Genomic DNA, 26184 nt, shown 5'->3' on the forward strand with positions numbered 1-26184 from the left:
AAACATTAGCGCAGCAAGCGTCCGGAGGTGTCTCCCCCAACAACTTGCTCCACTTCGGCGACGGTCGCTAGGTTGACGTCACCATGAATTGTGTGTTTGAGCGCCGAAGCAGCTACCGCGAAAGTGAGAGCTTCTTGCTCTGTGGGGTAATTTAGCGAACCGTAGATAAACCCAGCAATAAAAGCATCACCGCCGCCAATTCGGTCCACAATGGGAACGATATCGTAGGCCTGCGTTTCGATATAGTTCTGACCGTTGAACATGATGCCTGTCAAACGATTATGCGAGGCACTAAGCGTTTCACGGTTGGTGGCAATTACTTTCTTTACCTGCGGAAAACGTTGAGCTAATTGTTTCGCAACGGATTCAAAACGATTTGAGGTATCAGCTTCAGCTTTGATGCTGAATAAATCGTCAGCATCGCCTTCGGTGCACACAATCACATCACAGCCTTCTACTAGCTCAGGCATCACATCCTGCGCTTTCTGGCCGTATTGCCACAGGTTACGCCGATAGTTTACATCCGCTGAAACCGTGATACCCAGGCGACGAGCCACTTTGATAGCATCTCGGCAGGCCTGGGCTGCCGTAGCTGATACCGCAGCCGTGATACCCGTCCAGTGAAACCACTGAGCATCTTTCAAGATCTCTTCCCAATCGAACCATTCAGGTTGCAGATTTGCGAAGGCTGAGTTAAAGCGGTCGTATACAATTTTACTGGCTCGCATAGACGCACCCACTTCCAAGAAGTAGAGGCCCAACCGCTCGCCACGAAACACGGTGTGCGACATATCGACACCTAGCTTCTGGAACGACTGCGAGGCTGCTTGACCTAGCTCGTTATCAGGAAAACAGGTAACGTGGGCGGCTGGAATACCCAGCCGCGCCAACGATGCTGCCACGTTGGCGTCGCCGCCCCCGTAGGTTATTTCAAGATTATCCGTTTGTATGAATCGGTAATTCAGCGGTGGCGACAGCCGCATCATTATTTCGCCGAACGTTACCACTTGCTTCATTCTCAAAACCAAAGTAGGCCTTGGCATTGCCGTAAGAGATGTTCTGGATAATCTGACCGATCCAAGCTAGGTCGTCAGGCAACTCACCGTTCTCGACATCGGTGCCGAAAAGGTTGCATAGCACCCGACGGAAGTACTCGTGGCGCGGATATGAAAGGAAACTGCGCGAATCGGTGAGCATGCCCACAAAGCGGCTCAGCAGGCCCATATTGGAGAGCGAGTTCACCTGGTTCTCCATTCCTACTTTCTGATCGAGGAACCACCAGCCCGAGCCAAACTGCACCTTGCCCGCAACCGAACCGTCATTGAAGTTACCGATCATGGTAGCTATCAAGTCGTTGTCTGCTGGGTTCAGGTTGTAGATGATGGTCTTGGCCAGACGATCTTGCGAGTCGAGGCGGTCGAGGAAGGTGGAGAGTGCACGGCCTTGAGGGAAGTCGCCGATGGAGTCCCAACCGGTATCAGGGCCTAGCTGACGCAAGGCACGTGAGTTGTTGTTGCGCAGAGCACCTAGGTGGAACTGCTGAGTCCAGCCCTTATCCCAGTCCATTTCAGCCAGCGCAATAAGAATAGCCGACTTAAACTTCAGAACTTCGTCGTGCGTCAGAGCGTGACCACCGCGGATCTTGGCGAAGATGTCAATGACTTCCTCATCCGTGTAGTCAACGGCATAAATCTGCTCCAAGCCGTGGTCCGACAAGCGGCAACCTAGCTTCGCAAAGTAGTCGTGACGACGCTGTAGAGCAGTCAGCAGGTTACCATAGGTATGAATCTCGACGCTGGCCGAAGCAGCTAGCTTATCTAAGTAAACATTGTAAACTGCCGGGTCTTCCACTGCCATAGCCTTATCAGGGCGGAACGTTGGTAGCACCCGAATGCCGAATGGCTCAGCGGCAATAGCGTGATGATGCTCTAGTGAATCAGATGGATCGTCGGTTGTGCAGACGGTTTCCACTTTCATCTTCAACAGCAGGTTACGCACCGAATACTCAGGCGTACGGAGCTTCTCGTTGCATGCGTCGTAAATGCGACGGGCGCTGCTGCCATCCAGCAGTTCTGTGATGCCAAAGTAGCGCTGCAACTCCAAGTGCGTCCAGTGATAGAGCGGGTTACGCATGGTATACGGCACCGTCTCCGCCCATTTTTCGAACTTCTCCCAGTCGGAAGCATCACCTGTAATGTAGCGCTCGTCTACTCCGTTGGCCCGCATGGCGCGCCACTTGTAGTGGTCGCCGTAAAGCCAGATTTGGGTTAGATTATCGAACTGCTTGTCTTGGGCAATCTGGTCGGGAGGAAGGTGGCAGTGATAGTCGATGATGGGCATCTGCTTAGCAAACTCGTGGTAGAGTTGCTGGGCCGTATCGGTCTGCAGCAGGAAGTCCTCGTTCAAAAAAGGCTTCTTCATATTGGTAAAAATTAGGGGCGAAGCTCCTCCTTCGCACTTGGTTAGCAAGGTAGGAGCTTACGCAGCAATTGCTTCCCCGTAGTCTCCTGCAATGTGGCTATTTCAAACTGGAATATTACAACGAGACACCCCGTTTCCAAGGAATGAAGTCCGTTTGTCCATGACGTACGGCGCTTACTTCTTCCCCGCTGGCAACCCGTACCACATACTCTAGGATGCGCTGCCCGGCTTGCTCAATGGTTTCTTCCCCGTCGATAACGGTACCAGTGTTCACGTCGATGATATCGGGCATGCGCTTAGCCAGCGCTGTATTGCTCGAAATCTTCACAACCGGTACAATCGGGTTCCCCGTTGGCGTACCTAGGCCCGTAGTGAACAGTACGAGATTAGCACCTGACCCCACTTCAGCAGTCGTCGACTCAACGTCGTTGCCAGGCGTGCACAGCAGGTTCAAGCCTGGCTTCGTAACTAGCTCAGGGTAGTCAAGCACAGCTACGACTGGCGACGAACCGCCTTTGCGTGCTGCACCCGCCGACTTCATAGCATCAGTAATAAGGCCGTCGCGAATGTTGCCGGGCGATGGGTTCATGTCAAAACCGGAACCAACGGCAATAGCGCTGTCGCCATACGCCTTCATGAGGCTGCTGAACCGCTCGGCTGTTTCGCTGTCTACGCTACGATCTACCAATTCTTGCTCAACGCCGCACAGTTCGGGGAACTCCGCCAGGATTACAGAACCACCTAGGGCCACCATCAGATCGGATACGTGACCAACAGCAGGGTTAGCGGAGATACCAGAGAAGCCATCGGAACCGCCGCATTCCAAGCCAATGGTCAGCTTGCTAAGCGGAGCAGGCTGACGCTCATTCTTGTCGGCTATCATCAAACCAGCAAAGGTTTGGCGCAAAGCTTGGCTTACCAGCGCTTCTTCGGTACCAATCTTTTGCTGCTCCAAAATGTAGAGCGGCTTATCGAAGTTGGGGCTACGCTTCTTGATTTCATCTTGCAGCATGCTCACCTGGGCATTCTGGCAACCTAAGCTAAGCACGGTGGCGCCAGCTACGTTTGGGTGCGTGATGTAACCGGCTAGCAGGCCACACAATGACTGTGCATCTTGGCGAATACCACCACAACCACCTTCGTGCGACAGGAAACGGATGCCATCAACATTAGGGAACAGTCGAGGCCGAGCAGCACTATTATCTGCACTGCGCAAATCAGTTGCGAGAATCTCTTCTAACGTTTTACCCGACTGCATGAGCGAAATCAACTCCTGCGTCTGGGGCTGATAGCTCTTGCGGCGAGCGTAACCTAGGTCATTCACCAAGGCTTCTTCCAGCACTTGGATGTTGCGGTTTTCGCAGAACACTAGCGGAATCACCAGCCAATAGTTGGCCGTGCCCACGCGCCCATCGGAGCGGTGAAAACCCATAAAGGTTTGTTCCTGCCAATAATCGACGTTAGGCGCGTTCCAGTTCCGACGCTTCTCTTGGTGCTCGTCGTAGCTGTTGGTAGCATGCTGAATGTTAGCAGTCGTCAGCAAACCACCTAGTTGAATAGCGTGCCGAGCTTTGCCCACCAGTACACCATACATGGTCACCGAGTCGCCAGGCTCTAGCGTTTGCAGAGCCAGCTTGTGTTTGGCGGGTATTTTCTCCGTGGTCGTCACGGTCGTTCCGTCCCAGGTTACTGGTGTCCCGATTGGCAAATCGGTTAAAGCGACCAGTACGTTGTCGTCGGGATGGATCTTGGCTACTAAATGCTTCATCTATTTTGCGAGAGTCGTTTTATTGAAATATGCAGCTACCGTTGGGTAAGCGCCATTTTCCAGCATCTTCTGTAGGTAGTCACCTACTTGTTTAACGAAACCAGGTAGTTGAGTTAAATCGTGGCCCCACAGGCTTTGATTGTGCAATACCGTCGTGACCAATTCTTCTGCCTCTTGGGTTGCCCAAAGGTCAGCGAAGTAGCCAGCCTTGTCGTCTTGAATGGCATACTCACCACCGTTCACTTGACCGTACCACGTTGTGCCGCGTTGCTCGGTGCCTTTCATGAACAGTAAGTAAGCCGCAAAACCCAAGGCCATACACTCCGGCACAGCATTGAACCGCTTGTAGTAATGCAGCAGCGTTGGGATGTTGCGCATCTGCATTTTCGCAGTGTATTGCATTGTAATAGCTAGCCACCGGTGTTCCATGAAAGGGTTGCGGAAACGATCCATTACTTGCAAGCCAAAACGCTGAGCCACTTTTTCGTCTACTGGGTATGGAATGCCTGGTAGCAAATCAGCTAACATCAAGTTGCTGATAAAAGTACCCACCGTATCGTTTTCCATCGCCGAGCGCACCGTCTCAAAACCACTTAAGTAGGCTAAGCCACAGCTTAGTGTGTGCGTACCGTTGAGTAGGCGCAGCTTCAGTTCACGGAATAGATTAATATCGGGCTGAATAACAATTCCTTTGTCAACCTCATGGAAGGACAGAATTGATTTTACCCGTTCGTCGCCCTGAATAGCCCACAGCAGGAATGCTTCCGACATGGTCAATAGGTCATCTTCGTAGCCAAGCTGCTCGGTAATGCCGCGGTAGGTAGCCTCATCAGGGCGGCCCGGCACGATGCGGTCAACGAGCGAGTTGCAGCAAGTGTTGGCCGCTTCTAACCAATCCATGAACTCACTTTCGAGACCGTTGCGGTGAGCTAGCTCCAGCAGAATCGCCTCCAGTTTGCTCCCGTTATCCGGAATAAGCTCCGTTGGCACAATGACTAAGCCCTTCGACTTATCGCCTTTGAATGCCTGGAAGCGCGCATACAGAAAAGCAAGGAGCTTACCTGGAAACGACTGGGGTGGCGACTGCCTGATATCGTCGGGTACGAGTTGGATGCCAACCTCCGTGGTGTTCGAAATGACTACTTGTAGCTCAGGATTAGCGGCGCATTTGAGAATCTCTTCCCATTGGCTCTTCGCTGACAATACGCGGCTGATAGCAGAACACACCACATTTTCATCGACGGTTTGTCCATCTTCAATACCACGGACGCATACTGTATAAAGACCATCTTGGCGATTAAACGCTTCAATGTCGCCGCCGTCAGTTGACTTCACAACGACAATGCGACCGTTGAACACTCCTTGGCGGTTAGCCTTGTCAATAAGAAAATCGGGGAGCCCGCGCAGCAGTACACCCGTACCAAATTGTATAACTTTTTCGGGCAGCTCGAATAGTTTTTCCTCCGGCATTGCCACGGGCGTTTCGGCTAGGCCGGCCCCAATAGAGCGAGATAAATGCTTCATTTTTTAGGTTGACTCTTGTGCTTTGGTTACAGTTTGCTGCTGCCTTTTTCCCATTTTTGCTGCCAGGCAGGGTAATCTTTAGTCAGCAGCTTTTCAGGCCAAGTACCGACGTAGAGGTAGCCGGCCCGGCGTTCGTTTTCTATTTCGGCTAAGGTATTTTTCTTCTCTGAATTACGACCTACATAGATAGGCTTATTTGATTCTAAATCGTAGAATCGAGCCCAAATAGTCGAGCCAGGTTCAGAGACAATCACCCGGTCGCGACCGGTCGGCTGCGCGGCATCTTTAATATCCTTTACTGCTTGGTTCGGCATTCTCACCTCATTCAGCCAAGTCACCGCGCTAACAACAGCTTTGCGCAATTCCGGCGAAGGGTTATCAACGCCCATCAGAAACTGTACAATGCCAACTGTTTCATCGCCGCTCAATGAAGCTAGCTCGAAGGCACGTGCTTTGGCCGGCTGAAGTGTATTCTCATCATGTTGCGCGCACCAAGCCGTGAGTTTGCCGTTCTGCACGTATTGGGTTTTCAGGATGCAATCTACGCCTCGCTCCACGGCTAGCTTTGCTTGTGGCACTAGCGCTTGGTCGACGAGCGTAAAGTCACCTTTATGCTCTACCAAATCGCGCAGTATCGATAAAGCACGAATCATGGCGTCGTCGTTGTAAGTAATCTGGTGACGGTAGAGGCTATGATCTGGATAATACTGCGGGAAGCCCCCGTTGGGGTACTGCATTTTCAGCAAGTAGCGAATACCGTTTTCGGCAGCGTTGCGATATGCCATGTTGCCTGTGCGCTGAGCCGCTGCTAGCAAATAGCGGATTTCACGGGTTGTCGCATTATTGTCAATGGTAGCGTCCGCATGATCTGCGTCTTTGCGTGTGCTAGCTTTTTCGGCAGCAGTCAGGGGATGCTCATAGCTAACCTTGGTTCCGTTCACTGCTTTAGGCCAGCCACCCACACTGCGTTGGAATACCAACATTCGCTCAGCGGCCGAGTCTTTGGCCAATGCTGTAGGCGCAGGAGCAGCTAGTGCTACAGCCTTTTTGTTAACGTTCCACCGTCCACCGAATGTCCAGTTCGCCGTAATCTGCTTCGGACTGGGAGCGCCAATGGCTTTCTCCAAGTTGTTCTTATGCCAAGCGTAATCGCCGCCTTTGCGGTGGCAGTTGTAGTAATACACGCGTCGTCCCCATAACGGGGTACCAGGGCCCGACTTTGCTTGGTAGATGTCAGCGTCGGCCATGTTTTTGGGAAACTTGCAGTCTACTAAGTAGAATTGAGACTCCCGATGATAGCGACCTAGCTTGAAGTTATCGTCGCCTTCAAACGTACAGTTTTTTAATACTGTCTTCTCGTCTTTGTTGCCGGAACCATCATGCCAGATAGCCGCTTCCATGTTATGGCAAATGAAGCGACAGTTCTCCGCGTAAGCCCAGCCACGTGGACAGTAAAAATCGACTCCACCTTCCATCGTGCAGTCGACAAAATAATAGAGGCCAGCTTCTACATCCCAAGGGCTTACCGTATCACCACCTAGGGCACGGAACGTACAGTGGCGAACAATAAGCCGGATCGCACCAGCCATTGTTCGCAATGCCATTTGGTGTCCGGTTTTGCTTATTGATTTCTTACCACCCGAGGCAGTAGGGCAGTCAATGAAAGCATCACCTTTAGTATCGAAGCCGTAGCTATTGATGACTGTCAAGTTTTCTAGTGTCACATCAGGGCTGTTACGCATGTTGAGCGTTGCCACCCCCCAATCATTGGCATGTGACTGAGGGTCGCAGTACCAGGCATCACGCGCTTGCGCATTGGTCAGCACAACACCCTTCTCACTTTCACCTTTAAGGATCAAGTTGTTCTTACCATCAATGGATACTTTTTCGTGGTAAGTACCATTCTTGATGAAGATAGTCCGTGGCTGTGCGGCTTGCGCAGGTAAGCTGTTGACTGCCTCCTGAACAGTCCGGAACGTTCCAGAACCATCCGCAGCTACAATAATGCGTTGAGCCTGAGCCGCAGGAAAAACTCCTGCGGTCAGGCCCAAAATCAAGCATAACAGTTTCCAAAACTGCTTCATGCGTTTGTATTTACTAGCTCAGCGGATTACACAAAATCCTCGCGCATTGGATTGAACACATCTACTAAAACACCTGCCTCTTGGCAAACTACCCCATGCCAGATGTTAGATGGGGCGAGAAATGTATCTCCTGCTCGAAGTACTCGTTTCTGTCCATCCACAGAGGCTTCAAACACGCCGCTTTCCACATAGGTAATCTGCGTATGCACATGCTGATGAATAGCGCCAATACTCCCTGTTTCAAAGGCAACTTTCACCATCATCAGGTCAGCGTTATAGGCGAGGATCTTGCGTCGCACGCCTTCGCCCACGTTTTCCCATGATAGAGAAGAATCTTCTGAAAACGGGTTTTGGCTATTATCCATTATTAGTATCCTGGGTTTTGTACCAAGTTCGGGTTTGTTGTTATAGCTGATGCTGGGATCGGAAGCAACTGTCGGTTGGTCGTATAACCCGAGGCAATGTCAGCGATTCTAGCTTCTGTAATAGACGAACGCCAGTTTACGTTGGTGGTACCCGCTGGCTTAGTAGCCGGAGCCGGACGATAAAGCGACCGAGAGTATTTTACCTGACCGTTCACAACAGTGTAGTACATTACCAATGGAATCTTAGCGTAGGGACTAGACGCTGTCTGATCGGCTATCCAAGCGCGTAGAGTAGCTTTTGTCTCTGCTAGCTTTGTTCCGAGTAGATTCCAGCGGATCAGGTCGTACTTACGGATACCCTCACCGCCAAATTCTACGAAACGTTCGTTGACTATAGCATTGAAGAACCCAGCTTGATCAGTAGGCGGTGTACCAGCAGCTTTCGTGTTTCCTTTAAATCCGCGCACACGTACTTCCATTAGCGCTTGAGTAGCTGTAACTCCGTTGTAGGCTACCGTTGGGCCAGCTAGGTCGTTCTGCGCTTCTGCAAACATTAGCAGCACATCGGCAAACCGAATGAGAGGCCAATTATAATTTAAGCTTTGTACTGACACTGCTGGAACTAATGGCAACCGCCAGTCGCGACGGAACTTGCCGTCGTACATACTGATAAGGGTAGTAAGCGCTTGGTTATCAGTTGAGCCGATAGTGTAAGGTGCAATTGTTACATCACGGCGTGTATCCAGCGAATCGAAGGCATAGAAGTAAGTGGGTAGTACTGTTACAGCACCGCTTGACTGGCCGTACTTCGGTGAAGCCGTGATACGTGGGCCGTTGTAATACCCTAGCTTACTATCTGAAGCTGCACTAGCGCCACCCATACCTACCTGGAATATGATTTCGTGAGCAGCTTCTACCCGCAGCTCATTGATGCTCCGGAAAGTTTCTTCGTAGTTAGCATTGAGAGTGTGCTGACCACGGTTAGCCATTAGATCAGAACACTCATTGCGTGCGATGGCGTAGAAGTCCTTATAGTTGCTAGGACGGCTTACCTGACCATTTTGGCGTAGTGAGTAGCCTCCACGGTACATAGCAATGCGGGCCCGCAAGGCTTTAACAGCACCTTTTGTGATACGCTCGTCACTGGCAACCTCCGAGCGCCAAGGCACTAGCGTCTCAGCCAAAGCTAAATCATCCAGCAGGTGATCAAAAATTACGTCACGGTCGGTTCGGGGTAAGTTGAAGTCTTGGCCTGTTACAGAAGGAGTACGTGGCTCTGGCACATCACCCCAGTTACGCACTAGTTCGAAGTAGTACTGAGCCCGCAGGGTCAGTGCTTCTCCATGAATGCGTCTGACAGTTACCATATCAGTACCACTATTGTACTGCGTCATCTCTGGAACATATTTGATACAGAGATTGGCTCGTTCAATGCCTTGATACAGTTGGTTCCAAGGATTGAGTACTTCCGCGTTGGTGGTAACGGACGTATAGCGGGCAATACCCCGACGACCTGAACCGGCATCATCTCCCCCTGAGCTGCTTTGCATCTCATCAGAGTCGAAGGGATAATAAGAGCTAAGACGGTTGCCGTAGCCAGCATCACCTGACAAAGGGTCGTAAGCGCCAATTATTGCGCTTGTAGCACCGCTTACGTTACTGAATATGGTTTCAGGCGTATCAACAGCGGTCGGGTTGACTTCTAAATAATCTTTGCACGAGCTGACACCTAGTGAGCAGGCGATAGCTGCGGCAACAAGAGTTGGGCGAAATATGCGTTTCATCGTAAAGCAGCTTCAGTAATTAAAAGGATAGGTTCATACCGAACAGATAAGCTTTGCTGCGGGGATAAGCAGCATAGTCAACGCCAGGGGTAAGAGGCGTGCCGCGGCGGGTATTAACCTCAGGGTCAAAGCCACTATATTTTGTAAATGTATAAAGGTTGTTCAGCGTCACGTAGAAACGAGCCTGGGAGAGCTTGATGCGCTGGGTGATGGTTTTCGGCACAGTGTAACCCACCGTAACGTTGTTCACACGTAAGAATGAACCATCCTCAATTGCCCAAGAGTGGGGGAAAAGCTGGCGAGCTGGCGACCAGATTTTAGCATTTTGGTTCAAGCGACGTGACGTCTCTAGGTCCGTGATGATGGCGCCGTTTTCGTCAATCGTGCGGTACCGATCTTTCATGATAGCTAGGCCGTTGCTAAGCTGAGAGTTAGCGAGGAAAGATGTCAATTCAATTTTGTTAGCGTTGTAGACATCATTGCCATACACGAAGTTCAAGAAGACGCTAGCATCGAAGTTCTTGTAGTTGAATTGTTGATTTAGACCACCCGAGAACTTAGGATTAGCATTGCCGATAACGGTACGGTCTTGTTCGTTTACGGTACCGTCACCATTTACATCTTTCAACTTAATAGTGCCTGGATTAACTTCTGTGCTGCTGTAGCCTGTTACACCTTTGTCGCTAGCAACACCTGTTTTTAGCACCCATCTAGCCTTGCTGCTATCATAGCCTTCAAAGTCATCAGCCGTATACCAACCATCGGTTACATAACCGTACATCAGACCTACTGGTCTACCAACTGCAACATAATAGTCAGCGGCAATAGCAGTACTAGCCCAACCAGAGTACTGTAGTGGCAATTCTCTCAAGGGCCCCAGGCTTTCTACCTTATTGCGGTTGAACGAGATGTTTGCGTTAGATGTCCAAGTGAAATCCTTGCCTTGGATGATCGTACCACTAGCTTGTAGCTCTAAGCCTTTGTTCGAAGTAGAGCCAATGTTAACCAACTGAGTCGCATACCCCGAAGTAGATGGAATAGCTAGGTTCAGTAGCAAGTCACGGGTCTTATTGTAGTAAGCATCAGCAGTGAACTGAACCCGGTTGTTGAACAAGCTAATATCCAAACCTAGGTTACGCGATACTGTCGTTTCCCATTTCAAATTTGGGTTAGCTAATGTCAGAGCCGCCGAACCAGGAACGATAGTATGGTTTACAGCATACTGAATGTTGCCACCAGTTGTGAAGAGAGGATCATACAGGAAGTCGCCAATACGGTTATTACCGGCCAAGCCATAGCTCAAACGCAGTTTCATATCCGATACAGTGTTGCTGATCGACTTCATGAAATCCTCTTGCGAAATGCGCCAAGCAAACGAGCCTGCTGGGAAGTAACCTACTTTGTTGCTGCCCTTGAACTTAGACGAACCGTCGCCGCGGACTGTACCAGTGAACAGGTACTTGTCTTCGTAAGAATAAGTAGCTCGAGCAAAGCCTGACAGCAAACGGTAATCAGAAGGAACGCTGGTAGTAGGAGCAGGCTGCTGGGTCGCAGGAGCATTAGGGTCACGCTGGTTGATGTTATCGAATGCCCGATCTGCTGTAATCTGCAGCGGCAAATAGTAGCTCTGTACATTTAGAGCCGTCGTACGCTGCTGATAGATTTCGTGACCTAGCAACGCATCCACAGAGTGTTTGCCCTTCTTAAAGGAGTAAGTCAGGACGTTAGAATTGTTGAAGGTTACTTGCTGGCTCGTCGCAATACCTAGGAAAGGCAAGCCAGAATAGTTACCACCTCGGATCGTAGGCGAGTACTGACCGTTGAAAGTATCTGTGCGGTTGTTCGTGTTATCAAAACCAACCGTCGAGCGGAATACTAGGTCTTTCGTGAAGTTGTAACTGGCGTTGGCGCTCAAGTTAAAAAGCCGACGCTTGTCTTTACGGTATTCGTTTTGAATAGTCAAAACGGGGTTCGACAACGAACCAGAAGCCGCAAAGAACTCATCATCTACGTTTAGGTTATTAGGATCTACTGAGCCAGGGAGCAACGAAGCAAACGGCAGGTAAACAATCGTGTTTCGTAGACGAGTATTTGTAGTAGAGCTGGTGCCTTGGGTAGAAGTGCCTGAACCTGTAATTGATTGGTCTAAGAAGCGAGTATTGAACCCATAGCGAAACTTATCACTCGCTTTGCTGTCGAACCGGAAGTTTACCAGATTACGCGTGAAGCCCGATTGAATCTGAATGCCATCTTCATCATTATGGGTCAGACTCAAGGAATAGGTGGTACCTTTTCCACCACCTGAGATAGACAAGTTGTGTGTTTGCTGGAAAGCATCACGGCCAAATACTTTGTCTTGCCAGTCAATGAAAGGTGCTGTTCTTTGGAGACCTAGTGTATCGCTGGTATAGTTGCGAGTACCAAAGCGGCTCTTAAACGAATTTAGTGCATCAGCTCCTGCAATAGCTGAGCGTTCATAAGCATAGTCCAAGTAGTCTGACGTTTTTAATACGTCAATCGTTTTGGTGATGTGACGGAAGCCCGCAAAGCCATTGTAACTCACAACAGTCTTGCCTTCACGGCCATTTTTGGTCGTAATAATTACCACACCATTAGCACCACGAGCACCGTAAATAGCTGTAGCCGATGCATCCTTAAGTACGTCTACTGACTGAATATCTTGAGGAGACAGTACAGACAAGGCATTCTCCACTTGCACCCCATCCACAACGTAGAGAGGGGAGTTATCCTGCGTGATAGAGCCACCGCCCCGTACCCGAACCCGAATATCAGAGCCAGGTTGTCCCTCGGAGGCAGTTACTTGCACACCAGCCAAACGACCATTCAGCGCTTCCGCAGCTGAGTTAACCGGAACGTCTTTGATTTGCTGTGCGCTAACTGATGATACGGAACCAGTTACATCACGTCGCTGAACTGGCTGATAACCAATTACAACTACGTCATCAAGAGCCTTGGAATCAGGCGACAGTTGAACATCGATTTTCGTCTTATTTCCAATTGGAACATCTTTAGACACGAAACCAATATAGCTAAAGCGCAAAGTGGCATCTCCTTCGGGGATGGTCATGGTGAACATACCTTCCGAGTTCGTAGTAGCACCGATAGTTGTTCCTTTTACTACAACCGTAACGCCTGGTAGCACCTCATTTTTCTCCGTTGATCGGACAATTCCCTGGATGGCCCGCTGTTGTGCTGAAGCAAGCAGTGCAACATGCAGCAGCAAGAGCATTAGCAATAAATGTTTTTTCATAAAATAAGAGAAGGGTATGGGACTAGGTTGGAATTGATTCGCGTCGAATGGCTGGCCGCCAGATGGTCAAGGACAGCTTTAGTTAACTGATATTAGCTAAGCAAAACGTCCACCTTTGGTAAGTAGGAATCTAGTGTTCCAGGACGTAGAGTTGACAATCAGCAGCACGGGGCAGTTTCGGAAGTAGTCTTAGCTAAAACGTTAGCTGAATCAGCTGAATCGAATAGCGGAAAATAGATAAACTGAAGTTTTTGAACGTTAGACAAAGTTGCTTACAAGCCGAACTGCTTTATAGACCTTTCGAAAGGTTCAAGCAACGTGCCAACAACTGTGAGGAAAGTTTTTGGTCAATAAGATTAGTCTCCCAAAAAGAAAAAAGGAAGAATATTACTGTTTTTATTCGTGCAAACGTTATCGGGAACGTTGCCACGAAAGGTCACGTTAAAAACTTATTGCAGAAAAAAGCTGAATTTAGGGCCTCCTTCCTTTGACAGAGCAAAGTACCCTTCACTTTTGCACGTCCGGATTATTGTATTCTGCCTAGCCTCCTACCTTCCGCCAGTTGAGTAACTTCACTATAAAAGATATTGCCCGGGAGCTGAATATCTCGACATCAACCGTTTCGCGGGCGTTACGGGGCAGCTATGAAATTAACCCGGAGACGAAGCGTTTGGTCATGGAGTGTGCTGAGCGGTTCAACTACCGGCCTAATCCTATCGCCCTTAGCTTGAAGGGTAGCTCGAGTCGTGCTATTGCGGTTATTGTTCCGCAGATCGCCAACTTCTTTTTTGCTCAAGCTATCAACGGCATTGAAGCCATCGCCTACAATCGTGGCTACCATGTCATCATTTTCCAGAGCCACGAATCGTATGAACGTGAAGTAGCGAATGTCGAGCAGTCGATGGATCGTAAGGTCGATGGGCTGCTCATTTCGCTTTCCAGCGAGTCTGCCAAAATAGACCACTTAAAAGAGGTACAGCAGAGGGGCTTGCCAATCGTACTATTTGACCGAGTATCACCAGAGTTAGATGCTACCCAAGTAGTTGCCGACAATTTTGCTGGCGCCTTCGCCGCAACAGAGCATCTTATTAAGAGCGGCCGCAAACGCATTGCGCACCTGACCATCCCGCCATGGCTTTCCATCACAAAGGAACGCCTAGCAGGATACCAAGCCGCTCTGGAGCGCTACGGCTTACCTTTCGACGAGCAGCTTGTGCGCTATGGCACCTTCGGACCGAATGAAGTAGGACCGATGGTGGATGAGCTAATGGCCTTAACCCCTACCCCAGACGCGTTTTTTACGGCTAGCGACCGGCTGGCGGTAGGTTGCCTTACCGCCCTACGTCAGCGACATGTAGCTATTCCGCAAGATGTCTCACTTATCGGGTTTACTAATCTGAACGTGGCTGACCTCCTATATCCTTCGTTGAGTACCGTCGTGCAGCCGGCACAAGAAATTGGGCAGGTAGCCGCTGAACGGTTAATTGATCTGATCGAACGTAAGCAGAAAGCTGCTCCTATTAATACAGTAAAGCTTCCGACAGAACTTGTTATTCGGGAATCAACGAGACAAATGGGAGAGTTAAATTCACTATCCTATCTAAACCAAAGCTAGGTAGCACGGTACTCTACCTACAACAAGGCCTCCTCTTGCTTAAGCAAGAGGAGGCCTTGTTGTAGGTACTCGACGTATACCAGGCTATTTAATAGCTGCTTTCTGCTGCAGCGCCCAGGTAGCTAGGTCTTTGCCAGCATTGAAGTTTTCGTACACTGCTGGAATCTTACGGCCATCCGTGTATTCGTTGTACAACCATGGGTCACCAACTACAAACACAGTTCCCTTCCCCACTTTAGCAGTGGCCATAATAACGTCGCTGCCCTTCGATACCAATGCCTTGCCAGTGTTTCCCTGTAACCCAATGGGAGCTAGCTCCTTGATGTAGGCCGCTTTGGTATGTTTGAAGACAGCATTGCCCGCGGGTATGTCTACGCGTCCTTGTTCGAATTGGTCTCCTTTCACCATGTTCAGGCTCTTCGGAATGAAACTCATACCGAATGCTTTGGCTAGCTCATTGAAGTGCGGGATTTCGCAGTTAGAGGTATCGTTAGCCATCATTACAAGCGTGCCGCCGGCCTTCACCCAGTCTGAAATGGCTTTGATGTCGTTTGCTTGAACGAAGTTAGGTTTAGGTGTTTCCTTTTTCGAATCTGGATCGACAATAATGTACACGTCGATGCCTTTTAGCGAGGCGGCAGTTGGTGCAGTGGGAATCGAAACCGTCTTGGCACCTAGCTCCCGAAACTGATTACCGAGCAACCAGAAACCGCCGTGCGTCCGATCTTCCCAGGTGTAATGCCACTGCTCCTGCTCGCCCGTGATGCTATTCTTGCGGAACTCGTGATTGAAGTAGTAGTCGAGGCCAACCGTCTTGTTTTGACCGATGCTGTTCTCCTTGGCAATTTCCATCTCAATGCTAGCCAGGATGAATGGTCCAACTCCCTTAAGATCGTTTTTGCGCAATGGTTCGCTTAAGTAATACTCGTAGCTGCCGTCGCGGTACGGGTTGCCTCCTAGGCCACCCACACTCACCGTGCCGTTGAAAGCTAGGGCGTTGTTCTCCGTTGCTACAAAGGTTTTAAGCAAACCATCGTAGCCTTTCTGTGCTACGGCAGCATACTTCCGATCGAGGTAGCCCATCCGTACGCCTTTGGCAAGCATGTATACAAACATGCTTGAGCCCGAAGCCTCCGCGTAGTTGCCCTTGCGCGAACCTTGATCTACCACCAGTGACCAGGTGCCGGTTTTCGGGTCCTGATATTTTGCTAACACTGGAGCTAGGCGCTGCACATCTTTGATGAGTTGCGCACGTTGCGGATGATTAGCAGGGAAATAATCGAGCACATCCACCAAGGCCATGGCGTACCAGCCCATACCTCGGTCCCAAAAGTTTGGCGACTGGCCGGTTTGTTTGTTAGCCCACTTCTGCTCTTTGCTCTCATCGTAGCCATGGTAGAGCAAGCCCGTTTTAGAGTCAACCAAGTGCTTCTCAATGAGCGCGAACTGCTTGGCTACATCGTCGAAACCTGCTGGCTGGTTGAATACCTTGCTGTACTCAGCGTAAAAAGGCTCCGCCATGTACAAGCCGTCTAACCACATTTGATTAGGGTAGACTTTCTTGTGCCAGAAGCCACCTTCTTTGGTGCGGGGCTGTCCATCAAGCTGTTTGCGCAGCGTTTGGGCAGCTTGCTTGTACTTTTCTTGTGCGGCTTGGCTTCCTTGTGATACTTGAGCTAGGGTCAGCAAGGCATGACCGGTGGTCAAATTATCAAGGTTGTAATCGTCTAGCTTATAGGTGCGAATAACCCCGTTGGGCTGCACAAACTGATCGATGTCCTTTACGATGTATGTGTAGTACTTGGCGTCGCCGGTGCGTTGCCAGACACGCTCCACCGCCTTCAACATCAGCCCTTGCTCATAGTCCCAACGCGCCGTTTTGCGGCTGCCGATCAGGATAGAATCAGGATGCCAGCTGATAAAGGCATCAGCCATACGCTGCGACATCGTTTGGGCAGGGCCGCTGGTTTGCGCCAGCGCATTTTGCCCTAAGCCTAGCAGCGCTAAGCCAGCTAGCAGACGGAAACTCTTTTTCATGGGAGAAAAGTAGTAATGCTATACTATAGCTTCAGTCTGAGTAAATGCCGACAGCTAATAGCCGCGGCACCTACCCAGACTGAAATTGACAGAACAAGAAGTTTAATTTTTTGTAACCAGCACCACTTTCTTCGACACCTTGTCACCTAGCTCCACATCTTTCTTAGCGGCTTTGGTGTCCGTGTTGGTGAGTTTGATGTTCTTGGTACGGTCGCCGGTGATGCGCATGAGCAGATCAGCACCCGGCGCATACTTCAGATTGTCGAAGCTGATGTTTTGGCTATTCTGAATTTCCAGGACTGGCTTTGTTTCTTTCGAAAGCAGAGTCACATTCTTCAAACGAATATTCTCGGCCTCAATGCACAACATGGGCTTGGTGCTTTGTAGCACGGCATTTTCGATGCTGATATCCTTCACTGGCATTTCAGGCAAGCCGCGTAGCATGATGGCCGTTTCGGCGCCGTTGCACGTCACGTTCTTAATCTCAATATGACGGAAAGTTGGGGTTCCTTCGTTCAAGGGCTCCGCTTTAATGATAGGAGGCGCCGTTGATTCGCCAGCGAGAGGCACAGGATCTTTGGCCATATAATACAGGTCAAAAATGATGGCCTGGCCGACGATGTTCTTCATGTCAACGTTGTCGATGAAGATGTTTTCGACTACCCCGCCCCGGCCACGCGCCGCCTTGAAGCGCAGGCCCACATCGGTACCCATGAAGGTGAGGTTCGACACGTATAGATTACGTGCACCACCCGACATCTCGGAGCCAATAACGAAACCGCCGTGGGCATGATACACTGTGCAGTTTCGGATGATGAAGTTCTCCGTAGGCATTCCCCGTTTGCGCCCCTGCTCATCACGACCCGACTTAATACAAATGCCATCGTCGCCGACGTCGAACGTGCTGCCTTCTAGGATGCCGTTTTTGCACGACTCTAGGTCAATGCCGTCGGTGTTCTGGCCGTATTCCGGATTGAAGGCATATACATTACGCACGGTAATGTCTTCGCTCATCAAGGGGTGAATGGTCCAAGCAGGGGAATTCTGAAACGTCACGCCTTCCAACAGAATGCGCTTGCATCGAGCTAGCACAATCATATCGGGCCGCAGAAAGTCTTTGATGTCTTCGAAGTCTTTCGTGGTTTGTTTGCCCGGTCTGATGTAGAATGCTTCCGGGATAGTTGAGCCTTTCAGTGACTGTTCGGATGGATACCAAGTGTCCTTCTTTTCGTTCACCACGCCACCCGAAGCGGTTAGGCGCTTCCACTGCGTTTCCGTCAGTTTGTTCTTTTTAACTGCGCGCCACGTATCACCGGCGCCATCGAAAACGCCTTCTCCCGTAACGGCAATGTTCTCTAGGTTTTCGCCATAGATCAAGGCTTGATTACGCACGGCATCTACACCTTCCCAGTTGGTTCTGATAAGATGATAATCAGCGTGATTATCGCTGAACTGTACTAAGGATCCTTTTGCTAGATGCAGGTTCACATTGTTGCGCATCTCGATGCCAGCCGTCAGCCAATGGCCGCGGGGCACCAGCACGATGCCCCCGCCTGCTTTGCTACAGGCATCAATAGCTTGCTGAATAGCCGTCGACTTGGTCAAGCCATCGGGTACTGCCCCAAACTTGGTAATGTTAACGGTGTCTTTGCGAAATTCTGGGGTTTTCACCGGCGGCAAGGGTGGGTTGGGGGCCGCCGTAGCATCGAAATGCATCAGCCAGCTGCCCATGGCTAGCAGAGCAGTAGAGAATAGTGCTTTCAAGTGCGGGGTATATTGAAGTGATGATGTCAAATGAATAGCTCGCATTATACGAGCTGCTAGTTACTACTAAATTCAGGCGCCAACAGAAAGGCCAAACTTTGTTAATGTTACAGGATTAGCTAGGATTTTATGCGGTAAGGTGCGATACTTATTTGTGCAAACGTTATCGGGAACGTTGCCATATAGCTATGCTAAAGTAAGCATTCGCCTGCTGTAGGTTGCACCTTCACTTTCTTATAGTATCAGCAAAACATGCTGCGCCTTGCGCTACTGAGCCGAGCCAAGTGAATGCGTTACCTTTGCAGTTCCATGAAGACGTACCTTCGCATTCTGCAATACGCCCGGCCTTGGGCTATTTTTCTGCCTCAGTACCTAGCTTATACGGTACTGACCATCCTTTTCAGCATTGCCAATTTCACACTCGTGATTCCGCTGCTGAAGGTGCTGTTCGATAAAACAGATAAGGTTCACCTGCAAGCGCCGGCGACCCTGCCGTCCTTTCGGCCCACTATCCAATGGGTGACCGATACATTCAACTATTTCTTTGCTGATGTGCTAGCCGACCGGGGCAAGCTAGGTGCACTCGCTTTTGTGTGCATGGTAGTCGTGAGTTCGGTCCTACTTAGTAATGTGTTCCGCTATCTGAGCTTGCGTCTGCTAGCAAAGGTGCGTGCCCGCGTTATTCGCAATCTTCGTCGAGATCTGTACTATCGCATCATTGGGTTGCAGCTAGGCTTCTTTGGCGCAGAGCGCAAGGGCGACTTGATGTCGCGCTTCACGTCTGATGTGCAGGAAGTAGAAACATCGGTGGTTAATACCATGACCGCCGTTATTAAGGAGCCGCTGACGATTGTTGCCTATTTCGCGGTGCTATTCCACATTTCGTTGCCCCTGACGCTGTTTACCTTGATTCTGCTCCCGATTTCGGGTGGTATCATCGCAAGCGTGGCTAAGCGTCTGCGTACCCAAGCGAAACAAAGCCAAAGCACCCTAGGTACCATGCTTTCTGTAATTGACGAGACGCTGGGGGGTATTCGGGTCATCAAAGCGTTCAATGCACAAGAGTACATCAAAGGCAAATTTGAGAGCCAGAACGACCAGTATGCCCGCACTTCGCGCGCTATTGATAACACACGGGACCTAGCTTCACCATTTTCGGAATTTGCGGGGGTGTCGGTGGTGGCGGGCTTGCTCTACTTCGGCGGCACGCTAATCTTGGGCGGACAGTCGAGTCTGGATGGGGAAACGTTTATCGGGTATGTGATTTTGTTTTCTCAGGTGCTCACGCCGGCCAAGGCGCTGTCATCATCGTTCGGCAATATTCAGCGCGGCTTGGTAGCGGGCGAGCGGGTTCTGCACATCATTGATGCGGAGTCTACGGTGCGTGATCTGCCTAATGCGCAAGTGCTTCCCCCCTTCCAAAAAGAAATCGAGCTACGTAACCTCCAGTTCGCTTATGGTGAGCAGCCGGTTTTGAAGGATATCAACCTGATTATTCCCAAAGGCAAAACAGTAGCGTTGGTGGGGCCATCTGGGGGAGGCAAATCGACCCTAGCAGACCTATTGCCCCGTTTCTACGACCCAACAGGCGGTAAAATCCTTATCGACGGCCACGACATTCGCGAGTGCACCCTGCACTCCGTGCGCGACCAGATGGGCATTGTGACGCAGGAAAGCATTCTGTTCAACGACACCATATTTAACAACATTCGCTTCAACACCGAAGCCACCGAGGCCGAAGTGATTGAGGCGGCCAAAATCGCCAATGCGCACGACTTCATCACGGCCACGCCAGAGGGTTACCACACCCTTATTGGCGACCGAGGGTCCCGGCTTTCGGGTGGTCAGCGCCAACGCCTGAGCATTGCTCGCGCCATTCTGCGCAATCCGCCTATTCTGATTCTTGACGAAGCTACTTCGGCCCTTGATACCGAGTCGGAGAAGCTTGTGCAGGAGGCTCTCACCCGCCTCATGAAAAGCCGTACCTCTTTGGTTATTGCGCACCGGCTGAGCACGGTACAGCACGCTGATGAGATAGTAGTTCTGCAACACGGCTGTATCGTAGAGCGTGGCACGCATGAAGAGTTGTTGCGGCGCCCGGGCGGCTTGTATCAGCGTCTGAATCAGTTACAAAGCAATGCTGCCTTGGTTTAACGTTGAGCTTACTTCTCATCTATTAAGCCGTTATTTGCGTATTAGGCATGATTGCCGTTCCATTTAGCCTCTACTCTTATGCTTGCTCTCAAACGCATTATCAACATCGTTGCCATGGTGTATCTGCTGTTGGCGCTGCTGTTTGTGTTCAGCCCCGCCACGCGCGATACCTTTGCGTCAGCCCTTGGTCTTAATACCACCTCAACCATCGGCAACCCCGATAGTGCTTACCATCTGGCAACTTTCTACAATACGCTGTTTATCATCGGCCTAGTTTTACTAGGACTGGAGCTGCTTGTGGAAAACATAAATTCGTTAGCCTTGCAGCGTGATATTACGCGACACGAAAACAAGATCAATGAGTTGAAGGCCAAGCTCTATGATCATCAGATGGAGCAGCGTGACCGGGATTTGCAGCGTCGGTCTGTTACGACACCGCCCGCCACGGAGCCGACGGCGCATTCGCCTATATTCCCGCAATCTGACCCAGGCTTAGCCAACGCCCCTATCGAAAAGCCGAATATCATCATCCCCCCAGCGCCGGGCCGCGACACTCGCTCGTCGTTGTAATCTTTTCTTTGTGACCCCTCTCCTAACCGACCTTGTTCGGGCTGAGCTAACCGAGGCCCGCGACTTACTCGACCGTTTCCTTTCTGACTCGCACAACTTAAGCCGTATTGAGCAAGCTGCGCGCTTGATGGCAGCTAGCTTACAAAGCCACGGGAAGCTGCTCAGTTGCGGCAACGGCGGCTCCTTATGTGATGCGCAACACTTCGCCGAAGAACTCAGTGGCCGCTATCGTGGCGACCGGCCAGCCTTAGCCGCAATAGCGCTTACCGAAGCTTCCCACATGAGCTGCGTAGCAAATGACTATGGTTACGACCGTGTCTTCAGCCGCTATGTAGAAGCCCTGGGCCGTCCTGGCGATGTGCTGCTGGCCATCAGCACTAGTGGCAACTCGCCCAACGTGCTTTTAGCAGCCGAAGCAGCTCATAAGCAAGGCATGAGCGTGGTAAGCCTTACGGGCAAAGATGGTGGCAAGCTAGCCGCAATAAGTGATGTAGAAATCCGGGCGCCGCACACGGGCTTTGCCGACCGTATTCAGGAAGTGCATATCAAAGTCATCCACATCTTGATTATGCTCATTGAGCAGCTGGTAGTGCCTGCTCAATGATCCTAGCTCGCATATAGCAGCGCGGTTTTGCACTGCTTACACTGCTGCGTTGCGATGGGCACGATTTTTCATGCTTTTCTGCGTTCCTGTCTCGCCCGTTTCTAGCAGTTCATATTTATGCTTACCAAGACCTACGGCTCAGCCGTGCAAGGTGTCAACGCTACTACCATTACCATTGAAGTTGTTGTATCACAAGGCACTTTATTCTATGTAGTTGGGCTGGCCGATAGTGCCATCAAAGAAAGTCAGCAGCGTATAGAAGCCGCGCTGAAGTTTCGGGGCTACCGCATGCCGCGTACTAAGGTGGTTGTGAACATGGCACCGGCTGACATTCGGAAGGAAGGCTCGGCCTATGATCTGCCCATTGCCCTAGGTATTCTGCACGCCTCCCAACAGCTTACAACCGAGCAGCTTGGTGATTACATCATCATGGGTGAGCTAGCCCTCGACGGAGCGCTGCGACCTATCCGGGGGGTGTTGCCTATTGCTATTCAGGCTCGCAAAGAGGGTTTCAAAGGTTTTATTCTCCCGAAGGAAAACGCTCAGGAAGCAGCCATCGTCAACAACCTCGACGTGATTCCCGTCGAGACGATGCAGGAGGCCATTGACTTTTTTGAAGGTCGGCTAGAAATCAAACCGTTGCAAGTTGATACGCGCGATATATTTCAGCACGCTGCCAACCAATACGCAGCTGACTTTGCCGATGTGCAGGGCCAGGAAAACATCAAGCGAGCCTTGGAAATAGCCGCTGCTGGTGGGCACAATGTCATTATGATCGGCCCTCCGGGTGCAGGTAAAACGATGCTAGCGAAGCGTTTGCCGAGCATCTTACCAGCGTTGAATATGCTGGAGGCGTTAGAGACAACTAAGATCCATTCGGTAGCCGGCAAGCTAGGTACTAACGCTTCGTTGCTGAGCACGAGACCTTTTCGTTCGCCGCACCACACGATTTCGGACGTGGCACTGGTGGGTGGTTGTCAGATTCGTTAAATGATGCGAAAATTCATCATTCAGTGCGAAAAAATACATTAATTGATGCGAACAAAGTAAGGAGCCAGCTATACTACGCTGATCATGATTTCAACTAACAAGTAGGTTGAAACGTCGACCCTGCCTTTCTGATACTTCCAGCTTAGGTATTGCATTGCCTGCTTTACCTCCGGGTGAGGTATATAGTTTATTGTCTGTAGGTGGAGTCAGAAGAAATGCACAAGATCCTGCCCGCTATGAAGTGCAACTCTATTTACAAGCGCGTCATAATACAACACTTAAGCATTATGTACCTGCTTCGGTACTTCAGCCGTATGTAGATATGCAATGTGCTTCTGTCCTACAAGCAGGTTCTGCATGGACTCCGACAGGCCATCGAGCACCTGAGTTCGATTTCTATTTTCCTGATCAATGCTTAATGAAGCTAGGCTGTGTATCTCCACGCTTAGTACTAGCCTCCGAGGCTTTCGCCAACAATGAACTAGAGGATGTCATCCACGTCGCAGGACGCTCCTCTATGTGGTTAGCTATTTGGGAATGGTCTGGCGTTCAATGGATAACACCATGTTTTGAACTACTTCGTATCCTTTATTACTGTGCAGGTTCTCGGTTAATAGACTTCTACTTTTCTCGCTTACCTGCAGCGTGGTTGGGGAAGTTGGTTGCTCATCCTTCTGCTAACAACGGTTACGGTGCACATTTGTGTGTAGCCGCTCAATCAATATCCTCCACTGAGGCACAGGTCATAGCTGCTTTACTCTCTGATCGGGCTTATCGTACTATAATATACCGAACACATGCAGAGTTAGCGCGACAATGGATGCAAGGACAGTCTACAGCCTTGTTCCATACTGATCTGCGCCTGGATCGTAATGCATACTTCCGTGCGCAAGGATTTTCATTTACTTGGGCGGGACGCCCTGCATTTTGGGCAAGCGTATTACAGCCAAAACCGCATTTCTTCAACTTTCGTCATGTACTCTACCACCCCTTGCTGCTTCTATGTTTAAAGCCAGGAATGATTGAATTAGCGGAGCACCAATATACCGACGTTTTAGCAGATCTAGGTCCTTGTGCAGTTAAAGAAAACTATGTTAGTTCGGGCTTTCGCACACGGTTACTTACAGCTGGGTCGTTCGCCCCCCATGTTACGCGTGGATTTCCTTGGGCTGTTAAAGCAACCGACCATGCTCCTCATTATTTAGAGGCTCAGACCCCATTGCCATGGGAGGATGTTTCTAACTATGAAATTAATCAATCACTAGTTACTATAGTCTTTACACGGCTCGAAAAACAATTTGAGCAGCATGGTCGTCACGTACGCCGCTTAAGTATTAATAACCCTAACGCACTCTATGGAGAAGGCTGGTGCATTTGTCTTTACGGCGGTCACTTGCCTCTATTAGGGACTATATACAGCCGACACTTACTCCGCTTCGCAATCACTGAAATTACTTATGGAGCCGGGTACTTTTATCTTATTTACTCGGGCCAACATGGCACTTGTGTGTTGGCGCGCTTTGCCGATATGCACCAATTGACCCTTGCTGAACAACAGACTCTGTTAAACATCCTCAGTAGCGAAGCTCGTCAGCACTCCAGAGGGCGTGGAAAATTGTACCCTGTATCATGGAAACGCGGAATGTTGTTACTTGATGCAGTGTCACTTGCTTCTGGTGCGAAAAAATCATATGCTCAGTGCGAATACTTTCTCTCTATTCCGCTAGGCCGACGTACTCACTAAATTTAGAGCTATATGATGTTCCAATTTGAGATACAGCGTTATAAGCCCTCTTACAGGTAATTAGTGGGAAGTTCACTTCTCATGAAGCATACAAGCTTGTCAGCTTAGTATGAAAGATAACGCCTCAGCCCTATGGTATGGGTGGCGCAAGAAGATTTATAATCCCTTTGATATTAAGCCGAGCGAAGCGCCTTACGCGGTCAAATTTAACGTTAGTTTCTGCGAGTTCTTCCTCAGTTGCAAGCTTTGTAGGAACACGTGTGCTTAGCAGCTCAAACACAATGCTAACGATGTCCATATAGCCAAGAATTAACAGATACAGCTGTTTTTTCCCTTCCTCAGAATAACTCTTCGTGCGAATAGCCTTGACTAGTGTATCAAGCTGAGCTGTTTCATCACTGTAGAGATCTCGTAGCTTGTTCCTACACTTCCAGTACTCCTGCAACTGGTCCTCTTCTACTAGTGAAGCAGTGAAAGGGAAAAAATCCGCAAATGCTGTTGCTTTTAGAAATACCTGCTCGGCCTCATATACAATTAATAGGTGCTTTTGTAAGCTCGTCCAAAGACCTACTCTGGCTTTGTCGAATGCATTGCTAGCCATGATTTCGGTGCTACTCATATTCAATTAATTAATTGTTTGATTTTGCAGCAAAAGTAGACTAGTATTGGCCGCATCTTGTGTGATACAGGATAACTTGGGTTATGGCTTGGTCGCCTGTTCTGCAAGCAATGCCGAAACTTCAAGGATGAGGCGGCGAACACCAGCAGCGGTAAAGTGACAGCCACGGCGGGTGCGATATCCAGATGCCGAGAGTTGGGTAGCAATGCGGCGGTAATTCCACTGTTGACCCCGGTATAAGCAGGCTAGCTCTGCCGCTTGCCGATTCGCTAAGCTTTTTCTAGCATTCACCTGCCGTTGCTGCTGACCTTTAATCCGAGCCTCTGCTGTGAGATTGGCCGGCGTGCCGAGTTGATGTCCCCGGGCTTTTTTAGCGGCGAGCGCATCGCAGGTTCGAGTCGAGATGGCCTTGGCTTCTTTCTCTGCCACAGCACCCAATACGTGAATGGTAAACTCGTCGGCGGCGGGCATATCCACAGCTTTGAAACGAACGCGACTTTCCATTAAAGCGGTGAGAAAAGCCAAATTGCGGGCTAAGCGATCCAACTTAGCGACGAGGAGCACCGCCCCCGTTTCGTTGGTGGCTTGCATAGCCGCTTGCAACTGCGGACGGGTACTCTTACGTCCGCTCTCCACTTCGATGTACTCGCCCACAATCCGCTCACCGGTCACGAGGAATGAGTGCACCGCGGCCTGTTGAGCTTCGAGCCCTAACCCACTCTGGCCTTGGCGGGCGGTGCTCACACGGTAATAGGCGACGTAGTTCGGCATGGGTACTTGCGATACCAAGGAGTGACAACATGGCAGAGCAAAACTACTCTTCTTAGGGCTTGTATCATTACATGAACGGGCGTGGCTGTTGCAGAAGTG

Annotated in this window: 17 protein-coding genes and 1 pseudogene; 6 read left to right on the top strand and 12 right to left on the bottom strand. The window is 50.2% G+C overall.

Annotated features, from left to right (window positions below):
• Window positions 1–5: 5 nt before the first annotated feature.
• The 8 genes from SD425_RS23840 to SD425_RS23875 form a co-directional block, all read right to left on the bottom strand.
• A complete protein-coding gene (locus tag SD425_RS23840; RefSeq protein WP_324673010.1) occupies window positions 6–1016 on the bottom strand; it encodes a sugar kinase in 1011 nt (336 codons plus the stop codon).
• The gene (uxaC, locus tag SD425_RS23845) at window positions 937–2421 is read right to left on the bottom strand and encodes a glucuronate isomerase (protein ID WP_324673013.1); all 1485 of its coding nucleotides are present in this window, start codon (window positions 2419–2421) and stop codon (window positions 937–939) included. Before uxaC ends, SD425_RS23840 begins: the two co-directional genes overlap by 80 nt.
• A gap of 115 nt (window positions 2422–2536) precedes the next feature.
• A complete protein-coding gene (locus tag SD425_RS23850) occupies window positions 2537–4189 on the bottom strand; it encodes an altronate dehydratase family protein (protein ID WP_324673015.1) in 1653 nt (550 codons plus the stop codon).
• Complete coding sequence (locus SD425_RS23855) at window positions 4190–5713, bottom strand: tagaturonate reductase (RefSeq protein WP_324673017.1); 1524 nt, start codon at window positions 5711–5713, stop codon at window positions 4190–4192. It lies immediately after the preceding gene.
• Window positions 5714–5739: 26 nt separating this feature from the next.
• Complete coding sequence (gene pelA, locus SD425_RS23860; RefSeq protein ID WP_324673019.1) at window positions 5740–7797, bottom strand: pectate lyase; 2058 nt, start codon at window positions 7795–7797, stop codon at window positions 5740–5742.
• A gap of 26 nt (window positions 7798–7823) precedes the next feature.
• Complete coding sequence (locus SD425_RS23865; protein WP_324673021.1) at window positions 7824–8162, bottom strand: cupin domain-containing protein; 339 nt, start codon at window positions 8160–8162, stop codon at window positions 7824–7826.
• A gap of 2 nt (window positions 8163–8164) precedes the next feature.
• Window positions 8165–9946: a RagB/SusD family nutrient uptake outer membrane protein gene (locus SD425_RS23870; protein ID WP_324673024.1), complete on the bottom strand. Its 1782-nt coding sequence runs from the start codon at window positions 9944–9946 to the stop codon at window positions 8165–8167.
• Between the two features lie 19 nt (window positions 9947–9965).
• Window positions 9966–13217, bottom strand: coding sequence for a TonB-dependent receptor (locus SD425_RS23875; protein ID WP_324673026.1), 3252 nt, complete (start codon window positions 13215–13217; stop codon window positions 9966–9968).
• 562 nt (window positions 13218–13779) lie between these two features.
• On the opposite strand from SD425_RS23875, the gene SD425_RS23880 reads away from it, so the two are divergent.
• Window positions 13780–14832, top strand: a complete 1053-nt coding sequence (locus SD425_RS23880) for a LacI family DNA-binding transcriptional regulator (RefSeq protein WP_324673028.1) — start codon at window positions 13780–13782, stop codon at window positions 14830–14832.
• A gap of 84 nt (window positions 14833–14916) precedes the next feature.
• Here SD425_RS23880 and SD425_RS23885 read toward each other — a convergent pair whose 3' ends face one another.
• Window positions 14917–16869 carry a glycoside hydrolase family 88 protein gene (locus SD425_RS23885; RefSeq protein ID WP_324673030.1) on the bottom strand — a complete coding sequence of 651 codons (1953 nt, stop codon included), beginning with the start codon at window positions 16867–16869 and terminating at the stop codon, window positions 14917–14919.
• A 102-nt stretch (window positions 16870–16971) separates the two neighbouring features.
• On the bottom strand, window positions 16972–18633 hold the full coding sequence (locus tag SD425_RS23890; protein WP_324673032.1) for a glycoside hydrolase family 28 protein: 1662 nt from the start codon (window positions 18631–18633) through the stop codon (window positions 16972–16974).
• A 309-nt stretch (window positions 18634–18942) separates the two neighbouring features.
• Here SD425_RS23890 and SD425_RS23895 point away from each other — a divergent pair, with 309 nt between their 5' ends.
• The 5 genes and pseudogenes from SD425_RS23895 to SD425_RS23915 all read left to right on the top strand — a co-directional run bounded on the left by SD425_RS23895 (window position 18943) and on the right by SD425_RS23915 (window position 24695).
• Entirely contained in the window at window positions 18943–20787 is a 1845-nt protein-coding gene (locus tag SD425_RS23895; protein ID WP_324673034.1) for an ABC transporter ATP-binding protein, read from the top strand.
• Window positions 20788–20865: 78 nt separating this feature from the next.
• Window positions 20866–21357 (top strand): hypothetical protein, encoded by a 492-nt coding sequence (locus tag SD425_RS23900; protein ID WP_324673036.1) that lies wholly within the window; start codon window positions 20866–20868, stop codon window positions 21355–21357.
• Window positions 21358–21367: 10 nt separating this feature from the next.
• The gene (gene lpcA / locus SD425_RS23905) at window positions 21368–21961 is read left to right on the top strand and encodes a D-sedoheptulose 7-phosphate isomerase (protein WP_324673038.1); all 594 of its coding nucleotides are present in this window, start codon (window positions 21368–21370) and stop codon (window positions 21959–21961) included.
• 117 nt (window positions 21962–22078) lie between these two features.
• Window positions 22079–22936, top strand: a pseudogene (locus tag SD425_RS23910) (YifB family Mg chelatase-like AAA ATPase); the annotation flags it as partial.
• Window positions 22937–23057: 121 nt separating this feature from the next.
• Window positions 23058–24695 carry a hypothetical protein gene (locus SD425_RS23915; RefSeq protein WP_324673040.1) on the top strand — a complete coding sequence of 546 codons (1638 nt, stop codon included), beginning with the start codon at window positions 23058–23060 and terminating at the stop codon, window positions 24693–24695.
• Between the two features lie 130 nt (window positions 24696–24825).
• Here the strand turns inward: SD425_RS23915 and SD425_RS23920 are convergent, their stop codons facing one another.
• Both SD425_RS23920 and SD425_RS23925 read right to left on the bottom strand, forming a co-directional pair.
• The gene (locus SD425_RS23920) at window positions 24826–25314 is read right to left on the bottom strand and encodes a hypothetical protein (RefSeq protein ID WP_324673042.1); all 489 of its coding nucleotides are present in this window, start codon (window positions 25312–25314) and stop codon (window positions 24826–24828) included.
• Window positions 25315–25395: 81 nt separating this feature from the next.
• Window positions 25396–26085: a recombinase family protein gene (locus tag SD425_RS23925; RefSeq protein ID WP_324673044.1), complete on the bottom strand. Its 690-nt coding sequence runs from the start codon at window positions 26083–26085 to the stop codon at window positions 25396–25398.
• Between the last annotated feature and the right edge of the window lie 99 nt (window positions 26086–26184).

The sequence above is a fragment of the Hymenobacter sp. GOD-10R genome (genome assembly GCF_035609205.1).
Taxonomy (GTDB): domain Bacteria; phylum Bacteroidota; class Bacteroidia; order Cytophagales; family Hymenobacteraceae; genus Hymenobacter.

What these genes read in the sequence shown, in the direction of transcription:
- SD425_RS23840 (WP_324673010.1), bottom strand. Translation starts at nt 1,016, where the DNA reads ATGAAGCAAGTGGTAACGTTCGGCGAAATAATGATGCGGCTGTCGCCA.
- uxaC (WP_324673013.1), bottom strand. Translation starts at nt 2,421, where the DNA reads ATGAAGAAGCCTTTTTTGAACGAGGACTTCCTGCTGCAGACCGATACG.
- SD425_RS23850 (WP_324673015.1), bottom strand. Translation starts at nt 4,189, where the DNA reads ATGAAGCATTTAGTAGCCAAGATCCATCCCGACGACAACGTACTGGTC.
- SD425_RS23855 (WP_324673017.1), bottom strand. Translation starts at nt 5,713, where the DNA reads ATGAAGCATTTATCTCGCTCTATTGGGGCCGGCCTAGCCGAAACGCCC.
- pelA (WP_324673019.1), bottom strand. Translation starts at nt 7,797, where the DNA reads ATGAAGCAGTTTTGGAAACTGTTATGCTTGATTTTGGGCCTGACCGCA.
- SD425_RS23865 (WP_324673021.1), bottom strand. Translation starts at nt 8,162, where the DNA reads ATGGATAATAGCCAAAACCCGTTTTCAGAAGATTCTTCTCTATCATGG.
- SD425_RS23870 (WP_324673024.1), bottom strand. Translation starts at nt 9,946, where the DNA reads ATGAAACGCATATTTCGCCCAACTCTTGTTGCCGCAGCTATCGCCTGC.
- SD425_RS23875 (WP_324673026.1), bottom strand. Translation starts at nt 13,217, where the DNA reads ATGAAAAAACATTTATTGCTAATGCTCTTGCTGCTGCATGTTGCACTG.
- SD425_RS23885 (WP_324673030.1), bottom strand. Translation starts at nt 16,869, where the DNA reads ATGAAAAAGAGTTTCCGTCTGCTAGCTGGCTTAGCGCTGCTAGGCTTA.
- SD425_RS23895 (WP_324673034.1), top strand. Translation starts at nt 18,943, where the DNA reads ATGAAGACGTACCTTCGCATTCTGCAATACGCCCGGCCTTGGGCTATT.
- SD425_RS23900 (WP_324673036.1), top strand. Translation starts at nt 20,866, where the DNA reads ATGCTTGCTCTCAAACGCATTATCAACATCGTTGCCATGGTGTATCTG.
- SD425_RS23920 (WP_324673042.1), bottom strand. Translation starts at nt 25,314, where the DNA reads ATGAGTAGCACCGAAATCATGGCTAGCAATGCATTCGACAAAGCCAGA.
- SD425_RS23925 (WP_324673044.1), bottom strand. Translation starts at nt 26,085, where the DNA reads ATGCCGAACTACGTCGCCTATTACCGTGTGAGCACCGCCCGCCAAGGC.